We start from the raw sequence: 17,231 nt of genomic DNA, 5'->3' as shown, positions 1-17,231 counted from the left end.
GTTCCCTCCCACGCGAATCCATACAAACGTTTCAGATTGCGTCTCGCAAAAAATACACTAACGGTAATTATAACAAACGCGGGAAACAGGAGCAACAAAAGAGAAGAGGGCGCTTATCAGCATTTTTCCTCGTCACCTATTCATTCCTATGCTAGAGTGAATGAATAAGGGGGCGACGATATGGAGCATCAACCTCGGAAACAGGCAAATTGTCTTGGATGCCGTTTAGCCCATGCCCTTGAGCCCATCCACATCGTTTATGAAAACGACTGGGTCACATGTCTGCTTGATATCAATCCCTTTAACGCAGGGCATACACTGATCCTACCCAAGCGGCATTATGAGGAATGGACAGATTTGGACAAATACACCATGGAACGGGTAACCAATGCCGCTTCCCTACTTTCGGAAGCGCTCAAACAGATGTACATGCCGGCAGGGATAACGATATGCCAAAATGGTGGTATTTTTAATGAGCTTACCCATTTCCACATGCATGTCATTCCCCGCTTCGAGGGCGACGGCTTTTCTTGGAGTGAGCCGCTACATGCACATGAAACCGAAACTCGGTTGGCTGCTACACGCACTCGATTTATTGAAGCATTAAAGGAGGCCCGTTTCTCTTGAAAAACACCACTTACCTTCTCCATACTTTGACACAGCAAGATATTCCTCCACTGATCGCACTCTCGGACTCTGTAGGCTGGGACTATGATGAGGCAGAGCTTCGCACCGTTTTATCAGCAGGCAGCATGTTTGGACACAAAGATGAAGACGGACAGCTAGTTTCCTGCTCGGCAATTATTTGCTACGAAGATCAGCTAGCGTCGATCGGAATGGTGATCGTACACGATTCATGCAGAGGGTATGGACTTGGTCGCGAGCTTATGCAGGCATGCCTGTCCTTTGTTTCTAAAGAAACGACAATCATGCTTGTTTCCACCCCTGCTGGAAAGCCTTTATATGAAAGCTTGGGATTTACGACAGCAGAGCCGCTTCACAAATGCTTGCGTGATCATTTTTCTCCACCAACCATTCCTTCTATGAACGCAGACGATCCGGTCATTCTCCCGATGCAACTGGAAGATGTAGCAGCGATTATTGAGCTGGACGGACAAGCAATCGGAAGTAAACGCTCCCTTTTTGTGCAAGCACGGATGAAACAGGCTGCCTCATGTCTCGTAGCGAAAGATGCTGCTGGCAAAACGGTTGGCTATGGCTTTTCTATCCAAGGACCTGTCAATCTGATCATAGGTCCTCTCGTCGCTCCTGACTTTGCCACCGCGATACGCATTTTTTGCCGCCTGACTCAGGGACATACAGGGAAGCTCCGCGTTGATGTTCCGAATGGACAAGCGGCTTTTCTCGACTTTTTAGAGCAGAACGGATTTACGAAGGTCTCTGAGCCGCCTGTCATGATCGCAAATGCGAATCAACTCCCCCAACGCAACGGCACTTATTACGGCATAGCCGCACAAATTTTTGGCTAGAAAAATGCATTGCAGAAAAAGAAAAAACGGACCCTTTGAGAAAGGTCCGTTTCTTCGGTTCATGGGTGATTCGCTTCTATCTTTTTTGCAGCTTCTCCAGTATCTTTGGAGGGAACAATTCCTTCATGCTGCTTGGATAATCACTTCCATCGCCTGGCATTTGGAAGCCCGTTACACGGTACTTTTCGCCAGTATAGGCAATCGGGAAGACCATTGGAGCGTTGACACCCGAGGATAAATGAGCTTCTCCGAGGATTTTTACCCAGGCATACACCTTTCTGCTCTCGGCATTAGGTGCTTCCACGCCGAGCAATTCTACCTCGATTTTTCGGTCAGGCCCGATCCACCCCAGCTTCTTCCCTTCCCCATTAATCCAGTCGTAGATAAGCGGCTCAACTAAAGCTCGATTGGCGGGCGAGATTCCCTCCTGCACTTGTACAAACACTTGCCCCAAATGCTTCCCTTCTGCTAAAACCTGCAGCTTCCATATTCCTAGATCAGGCAGGACAATTCCCGAGGGAAAATGTCCTTTTGCATCAAACAATGAATCCATTACTTGAAAGGTGCCCAATGATACGCGGCTGCCTTCACTACTGTAGGCAACGACCTCTACCGTAGATACCGTGCTGTCATCGATCAACCATGTCACGCGCTGAACTTGGCCTTCATAAAAGCCATTCTCATCGGTAATCATCCGAACAGGCTTCTCCCCTAAATAGGTGAAGGACTGATCTTGATACGTAGACTTAATAGGCGTAGATGGCTTCCAAAGGACAGGCGTTTCCAACACCCCGCCTGGCAACAAGCTGGGTACTGAATTTACCATGTTCCCTGGCTTCGCACCCTGTTCAATTCCAAGCTCTTTCGGCAAAGCTTTCCAGATGAAAAGGCAAAGGGATAAAGCGATGATGGGTACCAGCAGCTTTCTCCAGCTTGGTTGCCAGCCTGCCTTTCTCGCGATTTTTTGCCAGACTTGATCTTCCATAGCGGCTGTAAACTGTACGTCACGCATGACGATTTGGTCCACTCGTCCCCTTAATTGCTCGAGCCATTTGGTCTCGTCCACTCCCAGTCCCTCCCCTCTCCCATTCGCTTTTTTAGCAGTTGTCTCGCGCGATGCAGCCTTGTTCTGACTGTGCCTTCTGATACAGAAAGCACTTCGGCTACTTCGCTAATAGACAAATCTGCGTAGTAGTGCAAGGCGATGATTTGGCGATAGGGTGGGGATAATCCCAGTACGTGCGCGACTAACTGATCTCGTTCAACCTGATCTAGTACGAGGTGCTCGGTAGACACGTCTCCGTCCTTTTTGATCCAGGCACTGTACAGGAGATTGCGAAATGTCCATGAGCGTAAAAGGCCTTTGCATTCATTCACAGCAATGCGATACAGCCATGTATGAATACTGCTCTCCTGCCGAAACCTCGGAAGATGCCGGTATACCTTCACGAACACATCTTGGGTTATGTCTTCTGCCAGATTCTTATCCTTGACCAGAAAGGTGACCAGTCGAAGCACACGCGTCCCGTACTCCCGCATAATTTGCTCAAATGCAGCATCTAGCGTGGGCTGCAATTTCTCCACAGGATGCGTCCTCCTTCTCATGGTTCTTTACTGGTTAGATGCGGCAGATTTCATTTTGTTACAGGGAGAACCGATTTATTTTTTTGCGATGAGGGTCCAGCGCCTAGCTGTCCCCGCAGCAGCAATTTCAGCAAAAGGATAGCCTCCATATTGCCAGCGATCCATGTCATATCCATCTGCTGGTTGCTCGACAGCCTTTTGCTGACTGCGCGGAACGTTCTCAAAGCTGTTGAGGATATGAAATCCTTCTGATTCCAATAGCAATTGGAGCTCTCCGGGCATCAGGAATGCCAACTCCCGGTCCACACGATAGCGAGGCTGTTCCAATTGTTCCAAAAAGGTTTCATACGTTAGCGTATAACGAAACTGCTGCCTGGACAGCGAGGTTTCTCCTTCCACACGCTGATAAACCATTCGATCAGGAAATACATATTTACGCTGTAGAAATGACCATTTTTCTTGCAAGGGTGGCAGCAGCAAATCAATTGCCACCACACCGTCTTCTGCTAAATGCTCGTTGATTCGTCCCAATAATTTTCGCTGCTCGTCTCTACAGGTCGCTTGCTGAAAAAGCCCTTCTGGCACCAAGACATGAGAAAATCTCCGTCCCAATTCAAGCTGGTGTATATCCTGCTCGATCAGCTCCAAGAGCTCCTCTTTCTTCTTTAACATGCGCCGCATCTTTTTCTCAGCCAGCTCGAGCATATCTGGACTCCAATCCACTCCACACGTTGGCAAATCATTTCGAGCCAGCTCGATTGCAATTCGCCCGGTTCCTACACCGAGCTCCAATACGGAAACAGGACCTTTTTCGTTTTCCTGAAGCAGCCAGTCGCGATAGAAGGCAATCCCAGCCTTGCCCGCAAACTGGTCGTAGTACGTTGCCTCCAGTCCAGCGTACTTCGTTTCAACGAGAGGTTGATGTCGCTCCTCCCCCTCCATGCCACAGGTCGTGCAAACAGACCCAGCTAAATGCGGAAAAGGCACCCCAGGAGGGACGCCATTTTTTGTATCTCCAAGCCATTCATCGTAACGAAACTTACATACCGTGCAGCTATACACACTCATTGTGCTTTGGACACCTCCTGTGGTGACTGCTTGATTCTACAAGATTCCGAGAAAAAGTATACGTGTTTTTTCCCCGTAATTGGATGAGTCGTTACTTCCGTTTCGACGCCGAATACATCACGGATTAATTGCGGATTCAAAATTTGTTCAGGGGTTCCATTGGCGACCATTTGCCCTTTCTTAGTCACATACAAGCGATCACAGTACATAGCTGCGATATTCAGATCATGCAGGGCTGCCAAAACGGTGATGCCAAGTGCCCTGACCAAATCCATCACCTGTAGCTGATAGCGAACATCCAGATGATTAGTTGGCTCGTCCAGGACGAGAAATTTGGCCTGCTGTACTAGCGCTCTGGCAATTAATACACGCTGCTTTTCTCCCCCAGACAAGCTAAAAAAGCTTCGACTTGCATAGGTCTCCATGCCAACACGCACAAGCGCTTCCTCACAAATATCGTGGTCTGCCTCTGTATCCTGCTGAAACAGCCGCTTGTGAGGTGCACGTCCCATCAAGACAATTTCCATCACAGTAAAATCAAATTCGATCGACGACTCTTGGCGGACAACTGCCATACGCTGGGCATTTTCCTTGGCTGACAGCTTGTACACATCGTCCCCGTCCAGCGAAATCCATCCTGCATATGGCTTCATCGTGCGATAGATGCTTTTTAGCAGCGTGGATTTTCCACTGCCGTTTGGCCCGATTAGTCCAACAAACTCACCAGCAGCCACTTCAAGCCCTACGTCGGACAGAATCGTTTTCTTCTCTAGCCCGACCGATATGTTATCCGCAACCAGCTTCATCGTCCGCTACCTCCAAAGGAATATGAATTGCCCAGCATCAACCAGATAAAAAACGGTCCGCCACAAAGAGCCGTAATAATACCAATCGGCAGTTCTTCGGGTGCAAAAACTAACCTCGCTATCGTATCCGCCCAAATCAGAAAGATGGCTCCAAGCAATGCGCTAACAGGCAGCACACGGCGATGATCCGATCCAACCATCACCCTCACGATATGCGGCATCATCAAGCCTACGAAGCCGATTGCGCCACTAATCGCCACGATTACTCCGGTCAGCAAAGCCGTAATCATCAAGAGCAGCTTGCGGAATTGGGTCGTATTGACTCCAAGTGTACCCGCAGACTCTTCCCCCATCAGCATCGCATTGAGCGAGCGATATTGTGCCATCAGCACAAAAAGACAGATGAGCACAATGATTGTTGGAATCGTGAGGTACTCCCATTTTCCTCCCGCCAGGCTACCGCTCATCCAGAACAGAACGGAACGAATGCCATGTTCGTTCGGAGCAGAAAAGATGATTAAGCTGGTTATTGCTGACAGGATTGCCGATATGGCGATACCTGACATGAGCAAGCGTACCGTCGAGTTTTGTCCACCGATCCGCGATAGCGTAAAGATAAGCAGAATCGACAAAAGCGCTCCTGCAAAAGCACCCAATGAAAGCGCAAATTGCCCGAAGATGCTGAAGGCTCCAAACAGAATGACCAGCGTAGCTCCTACAGATGCACCGGAAGAAACACCAAGTATGTACGGGTCTGCGAGCGAATTTCGTACCAGAGACTGAATGGCTACCCCCACTACCGAAAGACCTGCTCCAACAATCGCCCCTAGAAGTACACGCGGAAAGCGAATATCCCAGATGATGGTTTGCTCACCCTTGGACCAATCAACGGGAATCCACCCACTGAACCCTGGGACTTGCGACAAGGCAATTTTCCATACGGTTGCGGGCTTGATATCTACAGATCCCATGGTGACTGCGAGTGTGATGGATAGCACCAGCCCGACTAGCAGGCTGATGATGATGAGAGGCATTTTGATCCGATGCAGAGTCATTCCCTCCTCATGAAGACTTCTTTACTTGAATTTGTCCGGGTAGAATCCTTCTGCCAGGATTTTCAAAGCGATAGGTGCACGAACACCCTCTGATGCTGCGGATAGTGGCAATATGATCAATCGTTTATTTTGAATCGCCGGAATATCAGCCAGCTCACGCTTGGTCAGCAACAGATTCTTTTTCTGATCGACCGTTTTATCGCCGTAATCCACAACCACAATCACATCTGGCTTGCGATTGACAACCTCTTCCCAGCTCACTTCAGCCCAACCCTTTTGAATATCATCAAATACGTTTTTACCACCAGCCATTTTAATCAACGACGTCATGTAATTGTTTGCTGCTGTGAATGGATTGTCTTCTCCACTGTCATACACAAAAACTTGGAGCGGCTTGTCCACATTGCCGAGCTTGCTCACGGTTTGATCCATTTCTTGCTTCATTTTCCCAATCACTTCATTTGCTTTATCCTCGACACGGAAAATCTTACCGATGTTCTGAATATCTGCGAATACATCATCTACGGTTGGGCCTGGCTTATTGGAAGACTCTTGCAGGTATGATTTGATTCCTGCCTTTTCCAAGTCCTCCATAGACCCTACACCTTTATCACCAAAGCCGCTTTTCCAGCCAGAATAGACAAAGTCAGGGTTTGCTGCCATCAGCACTTCTTTATTTGGATATTTATCGGACAAAACTGGCACCTTGTCGTATGCTTCCTTGAGCTCAGGCAATATCTGATCGTCCAGATACGCTGTTCCTACCATTTTATCTGCAAGCCCCAGTGCAAGCATGATTTCGGTTACGTGTTGGTTCAAAGAAACAGCACGCTTTGGTGCTTCCGGATAGGTCATTTCAATTCCGTTTGTCGTAATCGTTACTGGTTTATTATCTGCTGGCTGCTCAGTCTTTGTCGCATCCGGCTTTGCTGTCTGCTCTGCTCCGGTCTTTGAATCAGTGTTATTTGGTGCAGCGGAACCACAAGCGGAAACGATTAGCATAACCGCCATGATTGTTGCGATCCAAAATCCTCCGAAAATTCTTTTCATGTTTGATTACCCCTCTTCTTCATTTCAAGGTCAAGAGCTGCATATTGAATAAATCGTAATCATTACGTTTTATTGATCTATATCACTATACTTGCACGTCAACACTTTGGCAATGCTTTTTCTCCCTGCCTCCCTTTCCACACAAAAAAACACCCCCCTTATTTTCAATCGGGAGGTGTATGACAAACGTGGACACAGCTATAGAACTGGCTTTATTCATGCCTGCTTCTAAGCTTCTGCCTACCACATCTGCCCCATCCTCGTGGGTCGATTGTATATGATTTCATGGCAGGTCTCCTGGCTTACGGATCATCACACCTTAGCTCCCTTCCCGTTCCTACTAAGCAGAACAGTGGATTTTTGCTAGGCACTCCTCGTTACAGTGGCGGGACCGCGCCGGCTTTTCACCGGTCTTCCCTTTTAAGCTGAGGGACGTTTGGTTACGTCTAATCAGCACCATGAAATGCTTATGAAATTATTCATTGCGTAAAATTAGCCAATCACAGTCAGTTTTTTCGGGAAGCTGGACAGCACTTCTACGCCCGTCTCGGTTACTACCACATCGTCTTCGATACGGACGCCACCTACACCAGGCACATAAATTCCCGGCTCAATCGTAAAGACCATTCCCGGGCGGAGTGTCTCTTCATTTTGATCGTGGACGGAAGGATATTCATGAACATCCATACCGAGGCCATGTCCCAAACGGTGCATGAAGTACTCGCCATAGCCTTTTTCAGCGATGATATTACGGGCAGTCTTGTCGAGATGAGCAAACGTCACACCAGGGCGAACCTCAGCAATCGCTGCTTCATTCGCTGCCAATACCGTTTCATAAATTTCCCGAAGCTGCGCGCTGATTTCTCCAACTGCAAACGTGCGAGTAATATCAGAGACGTATCCATCTGCTTCTACCCCAATATCAAACAAGAGCAAATCTCCAGCTTGAACCTGGCGGGTTCCTGGCGTTCCATGTGGCAAAGCGGATTTTTCTCCAGCCAAAACCATCGTAGAGAAGGAAGGACCCTCTGCACCTACGCGCTTCATCTGGTATTCCAGGTCGGCTACGATTTCCATCTCTGTCATGCCGATCTTCACTGTTTTCAGCGTTTCTGTGAGTGCGTTTTCAATAAGCACTACAGCATGCTTCAAACGCGCGACTTCATCCGCAGATTTGATCAAACGCATTTCCCGAAGCGGCTCTTCTACATCTACGAAGCTGGAAGCCGCGATAACTTGCCCCATGGCTTCAAATCGTTCTACTGTCATATGGCTTTTTTCGATACCGAGCTTTGTCAAACCACTTGGCAGTGCTTGCTTTAAAACATCGTATGGATTTTGTGTGTCTGTATGTGTGTAAATCGATTGGACGGAGGATGCCTCCGCAGCTGCCTGACGATCAAGTGCAGGGACAATCACCGATGGTTCGCCTTGTGCTGGAATGACCAAACCCAAAAAGCGCTCATGTGGATCTGTAAAGAAGCCTGTCAAATAATATACATGCTTGGGAGAGGTGATTAGCACCGCGTCTAGCTCTTGTTTTGTTAGAAAATCATGAAGCTTCGAAATGCGCTCTTGAAATACTTTTGTCACCCTACGTCACCTTGCTTTCGCCTAATATTCTATTGCGAGGATAACATTTCCTCATCAAAAAAAGAAGGGTTCTATTAAAAATTTTGCCATGTCCGGGACAACCTATGAAAGAGGTGAATATAAACTGTGGAACAAGTTATGGTACAGCTAAACAATGAACACGTCGCATGCTCCATCTCTGGCCAAGGTACTCCCGTCTTGTGCATTCACGCCCCTTGCATCGGCTCTATCAATTTCTGCTATCAGTACGCTCTCTCCGATTCTTATCAGCTCATCGTGCCTGACTTGCCAGGGCATGGAGATAGCTCCTCATTTGGCGGGCGGTTTTCGATCGACGATCTTGCAGAATACCTCAATCAACTCATGCAAAAGCTAAATCTTGCTGAAGCTTACATAATGGGTTATTCCCAGGGAGCTTCCATCGCCTTGGAATACTCTTTACGTTTTCCTGAGAAAGTAAAAGGAGTCATTCTGGTCAGTGCTTTTTCTGAAGTAAAGGATTTCTATTTGCACGCTCGCTTCTACATGGCACAGACAATGTCCTGGCTTCATGGAGTCCCTCTCCTGGCGCGTTCCATCGCATCGTCACATCTTGCCGACCCGGATATGCAAGCCAAATGGGTCGCACATGCTAGCCGAACAGATGCCGGCTGTCTTACCTCGCTGTATACCGCTGGTCATCGTTACAGCTGTACGAAACGCTTGAACGAGCTAGGAAAGCCAGTGCTGCTCGTATACGGCAAAGAAGACACCCAAATGCAGCCATATGCTCAGCTATTGCAGAAGCAGTTGCCTATGGCCAGTTTCGTTATGGTTCCCCATGCCCATCATCAGGTCGTCACTCGTGCCGCACCCGTCTTTAACCAGCTATGTCGCGATTTCATGCATTGAAAACAAAAAAGACAGGAGAGCCGATGCCCTTCTGTCTTTTTGAGGTTCCCTTAATTTTTCATGCGTGGATCAAGCGCATCCCGCAGTCCATCACCGATTAGGTTAAAGCCGAGTACCGTCAGCATAATGGACAGACCCGGAAAAATAACCGTCCACGGAGCTTTTTGAATGTACTGCCGCGAATCGGAGAGCATTTTCCCCCATTCTGGTTCAGGAGCTTGAGCACCCAGCCCCAAAAACCCAAGCGCCGCTGCCTCAATAATAGCTGTCGCAATTCCCATCGTACCTGTAACGATAATTGGAGCCAGGCTATTAGGCAAAATGTGCTGCATCAAGATACGCGAATCCTTCATACCAATCGCCCGTGCAGCCACGATAAATTCTTCCTCTTTCAAACTGAGTACACGCGACCGAACCAATCGCCCAAAGGTCGGGATATTAATGATCGCAATCGCTAACAGCGCATTTTGCAGGGAAGGTCCCAAAATTGCAACGATCGCAATCGCAAGCAGGATACTTGGGAATGCCAGCATAATATCAAAGACACGTGAAATGATCATGTCGATCCATCTGCCGTAATATCCAGCTAAAAGACCAAGAATCGTACCTGCTACTACTGAACCGATAACGGAAAAGGTACCTACCCACAAAGAGATTCTCGCACCGTAAACAACCCGGCTCAATACGTCACGCCCATTATAATCAGTACCAAACCAGTGTTCCTCTGAAGGTGGCTTGTTTTTCATTACCAGCTCACCCTCATCGTATGGATAAGGAGCGATTGCCGGGGCTAATACTGCGATGACAACGAAAAAGATGATAATCCCCAGTCCAACCATGGCTAGCTTATTTTTTCGCAGCGTTCTCCATGCTTCCCGCCAAGGAGAGATTACTTGTTCTTCTTTTACTTGTAAAGGTAAGGTCTGTACTTGGGTTTCTGCCATGTCTCCTCCACCTCCTTAGCGGTATTTGATTCGCGGATCTACATAGGCATACAAAAGGTCGACTACCAGATTGATGAGCACAAAAATGGCAGCGATGACGAGAATTCCCGACTGAATGACGGGATAATCACGATTCCCAATCGCTGTGAAAATGTAGCGACCAACTCCCGGCCAGCCGAAAATGGTTTCGGTCAACACGGCACCTCCCAATAGCAAGCCCGTTTGTAAGCCAATAACGGTCAAGACAGGAATCAATGCATTTTTCAGAGCATGCTTGTACACCACCCAAAATTGTGCTAAGCCTTTTGCACGTGCTGTACGTACGTAGTCCGCACGCATGACCTCGAGCATGCTGGAACGTGTAATCCGTGCAATGATCGCCATTGGGATCGTACCCAGTGCGATGCCCGGCAGAATCAAGTGTTTGATTACTTCCCACAGCTGATCCCATTGCCCCGCGACTAACGTATCCAGTATATAAAACTGCGTAATTGCCTCCACAGGATTACGCGAATTGTCACGACCAACTGATGGCAGCCATTTCAATTCTTGCGCAAAGAACCATTGCTCCATCAGACCCAGCCAGAAAATTGGCATGGATACACCTATCAAGGCGATCAACATCGCACAGTAGTCAAACCAGGAGTTTTGTTTCCAAGCGGAGAGAATGCCCGCATTTACTCCGATGATTACCGCGAACAACATGCTGACGATTGTCAGTTCTGTCGTCGCCGCCAAATAAGGACCGATTTCCTGTGTAATACTTGCACCGGAGTGCAGAGACACTCCCAAATCGCCCGTAATGATTTGCTTGAGATAGTCAAAATATTGGATATACCACGGATTGTTCAAGCCGAGTACTTCACGTAAGTCTTCAATTGCCTTGGGACTAGCTTTTTCTCCCAAAATCGTCAGGGCCGGATCGCCAGGAATCGCACGGATGATGGAAAATACGACGATGGACATGCCCAGTAGAACGGGGATGAGCATAAGAACTCTTCGGATGCTGTAGGATAGCAATGCCATCTCCTCGCTTTCCTTGCGAAAAAATAAGTGCTGGGTGAATGAAAGAAGGGTAAGAAGAGGGAATTTCTCCTCTTACCCTCCAAACCTGATTCGCTACATCAAACTTCTTATTGGAAATCCACTTTTTCCAGGCTTTCCGATCCTTTTGGATGTGGCTTGTAGTTGATGATGTTTGCTTTTGCAGCCAGAGCTGGTGTGGAGTGAGCCAGTGGTACCATTGGCACATCCTTGAAGATGATTTCTTGAACCTGGTAGTACAGCTTTTCACGCTCTTCTTTTGTGGTTGCAGACTGAGCAGCCATCAACAGCTTGTGCGCGTCTTCATTTGCCCAACGTGTACGGTTGTTACCGCCAATGTTATTTTTGTCAAGCAAGGTTGCGAGGAAGTTATCCGGGTCTCCGTTGTCACCAGTCCAGCCGAGCATGAACATTTCTTGCTCGCCTTTTTTGGTTTTTTCGAGGTACGTAGCCCATTCCATCGTTACGATCTCGGCTTCTACGCCAATTTTTTTCAAGTCTTGCTGAATCGCTTCCGCAATTTTCACACCATCTGGCATGTATGGGCGAGCCACTGGCATTGCCCAGAACTTGATCTTGAAGCCGTTCGGGAAGCCTGCTTCACTCAGCAATTGCTTCGCTTTGTCAATGCTGAACTCACGATCCTTGATTTCGTTGTTATGTCCCCAAATGGAAGGTGGCATTGGGTTAACTGCTGGTTGACCCAAACCTGCGAAGAATGCTTCGATGATTGCTGGCTTGTTGATTGCGTAGGCTAGCGCTTCACGAACTTTTGGATTGTCGAGTGGCTTTTTCTCAACGTTGAAGCCAACGAAGCCAAGGTTCATGGAAGGACGCAGAATGAGTTGAAGATCTTTATTGTCTTTGACCGTTTGTGCATCGTCTGGATTCAGACCATCCATCATGTCGATCTCTCCGGAAGTCAGAGCAGTCAAACGTGCCGTGTTCTCAGGAATCACTTTGAATACGAGCTTATCCAGTTTCGGGAAGCCAGCATTCCAGTAATCCGGGTTCTTTTCCAATGTGATCGTGTCGTTACGCTTCCACTCTACGAATTTGAATGGGCCAGTACCGACAGGCTTTTCATTGAATTTCTCAGGACCCGCTTCTTGTACTGCTTTTGGAGAAGCAATCGCGAAGCAGGACATGCCGAGGTTTTGGATAAATGGTGCCAACGGACGGTTCAACGTAAATTTCACAGTCTGTGCGTCCACAGCCTCAACAGATTTGATGACATGGGTCTCGTCGCCCTTGTAGCCACCGAACATGTCGTTGTAGTACTCAAAGCCTTCCTTGTTGTGTTGCGGATGGTTCTTGTCGCTCCAACGCTCGAAGTTCCATTTAACGGCTTCCGCATTGAAATCAGTTCCATCGTGGAATTTGATACCGCTGCGCAAATGGAACGTATACGTCAAACCATCCGGAGCGATCTCCCATTTTTCTGCAAGGGATGGTACGACTTCAGTCGTCTCTTCTGCGTAACCGACCAGCGTATCAAATACGTTTTCTGTTACCTTGAAGGATTCGCCGTCTGTCTGTGCGATTGGGTCCAGACCAACCGTATCGCCGCCACGACCAATGATCAACTGCTTCGGTCCAGCTTTAGCCGGTTCTGGTGCTGGCGTAGTTGCCGGCGCTTCTGTCTTTGGTTGTTCTGCCGGCGCCTGTGTTGTTGTTTGAGCTCCGCCGCAACCAGCAAGCAGCATGGACAATGCTAACAGACTGGTCATGGCTCCGGAGAGTACTCTCTTCCTCATGAAATAACCCCCTCTTCTAAAATGACAGCTAGTACCATATGGTAGATAGAGTAGAATCTCCCGCGCATCCCCCCTTTAAAGCGCTTCCAGATCGCTCGGCATGCTTGGCTGTCTATGCCTTGTATAAATGGCAGGCAACAAAATGGCCGTCACCTACATCTTGGAAAGCTGGACGAACATTGCGGCACTCATCGGTCACATGCGGACAACGCGTATGGAAGGTACATCCACTTGGAGGTTTTGCAGGACTTGGAACATCACCCTGGAGGATTACTCGTTCCCTGACGGCATCAGGGTCTGGAGTAGGTACTGCTGACAGTAGCGCTTGTGTATATGGATGAAGCGGATTACTATATAACTGACTGCTCGTGCTAAGCTCAACGATTCTACCCAGGTACATCACACCGACTCGATCGCTGATGTGTCGTACTACGCTCAAATCATGAGCGATGAATAAATAAGTGAGACCTAATTCCCTCTGCAAATCCTGCATCAGGTTCAACACCTGGGACTGGATAGACACATCGAGTGCGGAAACTGGTTCATCCGCGACGATCAGCTTCGGATTCAGCATAAGCGCACGTGCGATCCCAACCCGCTGCCTTTGACCTCCGCTGAACTGGTGTGGATATCGTCTGGCGTGATAGCTGCTCAACCCAACGACCTCCAGCATTTCCTGTACCCGTTTTTTACGCTCGGCAGCCGTTCCGATATGATGAACGATCAATGGTTCTTCCAGAATTTTCTCAACATTGTGACGAGGATTTAGAGAAGCAAACGGATCTTGGAAAACGATTTGCATGTCGCGACGCATTTTGCGCATCTCATCTGCGGAGAGCGACATGACGTTTACTCCATCGAAGGTAACCTCGCCTTCAGTGGGCTCGATCAATCGCAGCAAGGAGCGCCCTGTCGTGGACTTTCCGCATCCACTCTCACCGACCAGCCCCAACGTTTCTCCACGCTTCACGGTAAACGACACATCGTCGACGGCCTTAACCAGACCTACCTCCCCTCCAAGAACACCGCCTGTGATGGGATAGTATTTTTTTAAGTTTTTTACAACAAGAAGTTCTTCAGTCACCTGCATGCTCCTCTCGGGTTATTCGCCCAGCCAGCATCGGGAACGATGATTCTCCCCAACGACCGTCAGCTCAGGCATCTCCTGGCGGCACTTGTCTGTTACCTGTTCACACCTGGGCGCAAATCGACAACCGACAGAAAGCGAGCCCGGAATCGGTACATTTCCTGGGATGGAATACAGGCGTTCCTGTGACTCTTCCAGCCTGGGTAGCGAATGAAGCAGGCCGATTGTATACGGATGTTTCGGATTTTTCAAAATACTCCGAACATTACCTTCCTCAATCACGTTGCCCGCATACATAACTACGACACGGTCACACATCTCTGCTACGACACCAAGATCGTGCGTAATCAATAAAATGGCGGTATGCGCTTCATGGTTGAGCTGACGCATCAGGTCAAGAATTTGCGCTTGAATGGTTACATCGAGTGCTGTTGTGGGCTCGTCCGCGATCAACAGCTCTGGGTTACAGGCCATCGCCATCGCAATCATGACACGCTGACGCATCCCGCCCGAGAGCTGATGAGGGTATTCATCCACGATTGCCTCCGCTCTGGGAATCCCTACTTTTTTTAGCATCTCAACGGCTCGTTGCTTCGCTTCCTTCTTGCTAGCTTTCGTATGTAATCGGACCGCTTCACCGATTTGATCGCCTATCGTAAACACCGGATTAAGCGATGTCATCGGTTCCTGAAAAATCATGGCGATTTCATTGCCGCGTATGGCCCTCATCCGTTTTTCATCCACGGATACGAGGTCTTCTCCTTTGAACTTGATTGCGCCTCCGACAATTTTTCCAGGAGGATTGGGCACCAATTTCATTACAGAGAGGGAGGTAACACTTTTTCCACAGCCGGATTCCCCTACTATACCAACTACTTCCCCTTTGTTTACCGTGATCGAAACACCGTCAACGGCTGGGATTTGGCCGCGGTCCGTAAAAAAGTGTGTCTGCAGGTTTTCAATTTGAAGGACAGGATGTGACACGTGGCTCACCTCTCACACCGAAATATGAAGTAGAAAAAGATCTATCAGTAGATATTATTACATTAATTCAATTTTTTGGCAACACAATAAATTCAGATAATTATATTTTCACTGACAATATTTATCCTTGCTTACATTAACGCTTTGCATAGGAAAAACTCCTTTTCAACAGTTGTAAGCTCAGGCCAAGCCTATGCCGCCTAGTATTTTACAATATCTGGATCGAGATTGGAATGCATGAAAAAAACCCGTCGCAACGGGTCTTTTGTCACTGAGGCTTTTTACATCCCATCTTTTTGCAGGTAAACTATCTCTACGGTTCAAAAAATCCGCCAATCCAATCGACAAATGTCTTGGCTCCACTCTTGACAGTGCCACCAAGAGTCAAGCCCATCCGACTGACGTAGTTCACCATCTTATTCGGGTCAGCCGTTTGCACCTGCTTGCCCATGACCGCAATCTCCATTTGCCCCTGCTCTACTTTTTTTATATAGAATGCCTGCGCCTTTTCTTCGGGTATCCCGCTTACCTTGGATATTCCCCGCTCCGCTGTCTGCAAGCCGAGCACTACACCGATGAGAAGCACTACCAAGAGCCCCGTCAGCCTTACTGTTACACTCATACCCGTCACCTCTTCGCCGGCTCTTCAGCCACCGGTTTTCCTACTTTCTCAGCTTGTAAATAATACGCAGCGAAGACATCTGCCAGAGCTTCTGCTGTATTCAAGCTTTCCTGCAAGGTATTTTCCGTTCCACCTACTTCCATTAACAGGCTTCCCGGTGAGATGGACTGGTTATACTCGGCGTGACCAGTTTTTGCTCCTTTTTCCATAACGCCGCGTGAGAGTTCTGGATACATTTTCTCCATCAACTGATGCAGCTCGGTCGCAAAGGCTTCGTTTTTCTCATGGTTCTTGTTCATTTTTCCGATCACAAACATGACTCGGGCATAGGTTTTGCCCTTGATTGTCACAGTGGTCCGATCTCTCGGTGCTGTGTCGCGATGGAGATCAAAGAAATAGTGCAGCTCTCTGTTTTTTTCTGTTGCTGCCTTCAAAACCTTGAGAGATTGTGCGTAGGAAAGGGCGTAATTCAAGTTGTTGTTCAAGAGCTGCTGATAAATGTCCTCTGTGCTCACGTCTGCTCCGATGCCACTTTCGTTCAACGCTTCAGCCAAACGCTTGCTTACTAGCGATATATTTTGGGTCGGGTGGTCAACAGCACTTCCTACCGCTTTGGTTTCGCTGTACCAGGATTCTCGATTGTGAGAGTTATACACAAAGACGATTTTCTTGCCTTCAGTATTTGGCTTGGCGATCGGTGCCGGTTTTTCTTCGTGTGGATCAGGCTCTGCAGTGTCCGTAGGCTGTGTGGGTATGGACTGGGAAGCGTCGATGACCTGCCTTGGATGCGGTGGGTACTCTACGTAAAAATCAGCAAGCGTGGCGCCTTTACCAGCTACGACATACCGGGCATCTTCGGTCGTTACCATGCCAGGCAGCTCTCTTCCCAACAAACTCCGCAGATCTCCTGGTTGAATGCTGGTCGCGAGCTGAAAAAGAAAGCCTGACACGCTATTAGCCCGTCGATCGGAATTAACCTGTACGGTGTCTGTCAATATGGGGATTTCTCGTCCCATCCAATTCAGTATCGCCAGACTGGAAACATGGGAAGCTGCCTGCTGTATGGTGGAGGAAGCAACAATAAAGCGATTGTTCCCAAGCGAAAGTACCCCGGTTAAAACAAAGAGAACCGCCGTTATAAATGAAAGTACAACGAATTGGCGTTGAATGAGGGTCGCCATCTGTCTCACTCCTCTAGCTGAGCCATTGACTTCGCATGACAGGAAATTTGCCGTTCACGCTTGTCTATGCTTTAG

17 protein-coding genes and 1 riboswitch are annotated in these 17,231 nt (G+C 48.4%); of the genes, 3 read left to right on the top strand and 14 right to left on the bottom strand.

Annotated features, from left to right (window positions below; genetic code table 11):
* The first annotated feature begins 180 nt into the window (after positions 1-180).
* Entirely contained in the window at positions 181-627 is a 447-nt protein-coding gene (locus tag ADS79_RS09060; protein WP_049738066.1) for an HIT family protein, read from the top strand.
* Positions 624-1,490 carry a GNAT family N-acetyltransferase gene (locus ADS79_RS09055; protein WP_049738065.1) on the top strand — a complete coding sequence of 289 codons (867 nt, stop codon included), beginning with the start codon at positions 624-626 and terminating at the stop codon, positions 1,488-1,490. Before ADS79_RS09060 ends, ADS79_RS09055 begins: the two co-directional genes overlap by 4 nt.
* A 76-nt stretch (positions 1,491-1,566) precedes the next feature.
* Here ADS79_RS09055 and ADS79_RS09050 read toward each other — a convergent pair whose 3' ends face one another.
* The 7 genes from ADS79_RS09050 to ADS79_RS09020 form a co-directional block, all read right to left on the bottom strand.
* Positions 1,567-2,556 (bottom strand): hypothetical protein, encoded by a 990-nt coding sequence (locus ADS79_RS09050; RefSeq protein ID WP_049738064.1) that lies wholly within the window; start codon positions 2,554-2,556, stop codon positions 1,567-1,569.
* Positions 2,526-3,074 (bottom strand): sigma-70 family RNA polymerase sigma factor, encoded by a 549-nt coding sequence (locus ADS79_RS09045; RefSeq protein ID WP_049738063.1) that lies wholly within the window; start codon positions 3,072-3,074, stop codon positions 2,526-2,528. The genes ADS79_RS09050 and ADS79_RS09045 overlap by 31 nt, the downstream gene beginning before the upstream one ends.
* A 75-nt stretch (positions 3,075-3,149) precedes the next feature.
* Entirely contained in the window at positions 3,150-4,142 is a 993-nt protein-coding gene (locus ADS79_RS09040; RefSeq protein ID WP_049738062.1) for a methyltransferase domain-containing protein, read from the bottom strand.
* The gene (locus ADS79_RS09035) at positions 4,139-4,948 is read right to left on the bottom strand and encodes a heme ABC transporter ATP-binding protein (RefSeq protein ID WP_049738061.1); all 810 of its coding nucleotides are present in this window, start codon (positions 4,946-4,948) and stop codon (positions 4,139-4,141) included. The genes ADS79_RS09040 and ADS79_RS09035 overlap by 4 nt, the downstream gene beginning before the upstream one ends.
* The gene (locus ADS79_RS09030; RefSeq protein WP_049738188.1) at positions 4,945-5,982 is read right to left on the bottom strand and encodes a FecCD family ABC transporter permease; all 1,038 of its coding nucleotides are present in this window, start codon (positions 5,980-5,982) and stop codon (positions 4,945-4,947) included. Before ADS79_RS09030 ends, ADS79_RS09035 begins: the two co-directional genes overlap by 4 nt.
* 42 nt (positions 5,983-6,024) lie before the next feature.
* Entirely contained in the window at positions 6,025-7,053 is a 1,029-nt protein-coding gene (locus tag ADS79_RS09025; protein WP_049738060.1) for an ABC transporter substrate-binding protein, read from the bottom strand.
* Positions 7,054-7,323: 270 nt separating this feature from the next.
* Positions 7,324-7,529, bottom strand: a riboswitch (cobalamin riboswitch).
* Positions 7,530-7,545: 16 nt separating this feature from the next.
* Entirely contained in the window at positions 7,546-8,646 is a 1,101-nt protein-coding gene (locus ADS79_RS09020) for a M24 family metallopeptidase (RefSeq protein ID WP_049738059.1), read from the bottom strand.
* Between the two features lie 126 nt (positions 8,647-8,772).
* On the opposite strand from ADS79_RS09020, the gene ADS79_RS09015 reads away from it, so the two are divergent.
* Positions 8,773-9,537 carry an alpha/beta fold hydrolase gene (locus ADS79_RS09015; RefSeq protein ID WP_049738058.1) on the top strand — a complete coding sequence of 255 codons (765 nt, stop codon included), beginning with the start codon at positions 8,773-8,775 and terminating at the stop codon, positions 9,535-9,537.
* Between the two features lie 50 nt (positions 9,538-9,587).
* Here ADS79_RS09015 and ADS79_RS09010 read toward each other — a convergent pair whose 3' ends face one another.
* From ADS79_RS09010 to spoIIP, 7 genes are all read right to left on the bottom strand, one after another.
* Positions 9,588-10,481, bottom strand: coding sequence for an ABC transporter permease (locus ADS79_RS09010; RefSeq protein ID WP_049738057.1), 894 nt, complete (start codon positions 10,479-10,481; stop codon positions 9,588-9,590).
* A gap of 15 nt (positions 10,482-10,496) precedes the next feature.
* Positions 10,497-11,507: an ABC transporter permease gene (locus tag ADS79_RS09005; protein WP_049738056.1), complete on the bottom strand. Its 1,011-nt coding sequence runs from the start codon at positions 11,505-11,507 to the stop codon at positions 10,497-10,499.
* 107 nt (positions 11,508-11,614) lie between these two features.
* Positions 11,615-13,282 carry an ABC transporter substrate-binding protein gene (locus ADS79_RS09000; RefSeq protein WP_049738055.1) on the bottom strand — a complete coding sequence of 556 codons (1,668 nt, stop codon included), beginning with the start codon at positions 13,280-13,282 and terminating at the stop codon, positions 11,615-11,617.
* 112 nt (positions 13,283-13,394) lie between these two features.
* Positions 13,395-14,366: an ABC transporter ATP-binding protein gene (locus ADS79_RS08995; RefSeq protein WP_049738054.1), complete on the bottom strand. Its 972-nt coding sequence runs from the start codon at positions 14,364-14,366 to the stop codon at positions 13,395-13,397.
* Positions 14,367-14,384: 18 nt separating this feature from the next.
* Positions 14,385-15,353: an ABC transporter ATP-binding protein gene (locus tag ADS79_RS08990; protein ID WP_049738053.1), complete on the bottom strand. Its 969-nt coding sequence runs from the start codon at positions 15,351-15,353 to the stop codon at positions 14,385-14,387.
* Positions 15,354-15,666: 313 nt separating this feature from the next.
* Positions 15,667-15,975 (bottom strand): DUF3679 domain-containing protein, encoded by a 309-nt coding sequence (locus ADS79_RS08985; protein WP_049738052.1) that lies wholly within the window; start codon positions 15,973-15,975, stop codon positions 15,667-15,669.
* A 5-nt stretch (positions 15,976-15,980) separates the two neighbouring features.
* Positions 15,981-17,156, bottom strand: coding sequence for a stage II sporulation protein P (gene spoIIP, locus ADS79_RS08980; protein ID WP_049738051.1), 1,176 nt, complete (start codon positions 17,154-17,156; stop codon positions 15,981-15,983).
* Positions 17,157-17,231 lie beyond the last annotated feature (75 nt).

The sequence above is a fragment of the Brevibacillus reuszeri genome (assembly GCF_001187725.1).
Lineage (GTDB): Bacteria > Bacillota > Bacilli > Brevibacillales > Brevibacillaceae > Brevibacillus > Brevibacillus reuszeri.
Note: the sequence above shows the minus strand (reverse complement) of the source record. Positions and strands in the feature narration are given on the sequence as shown.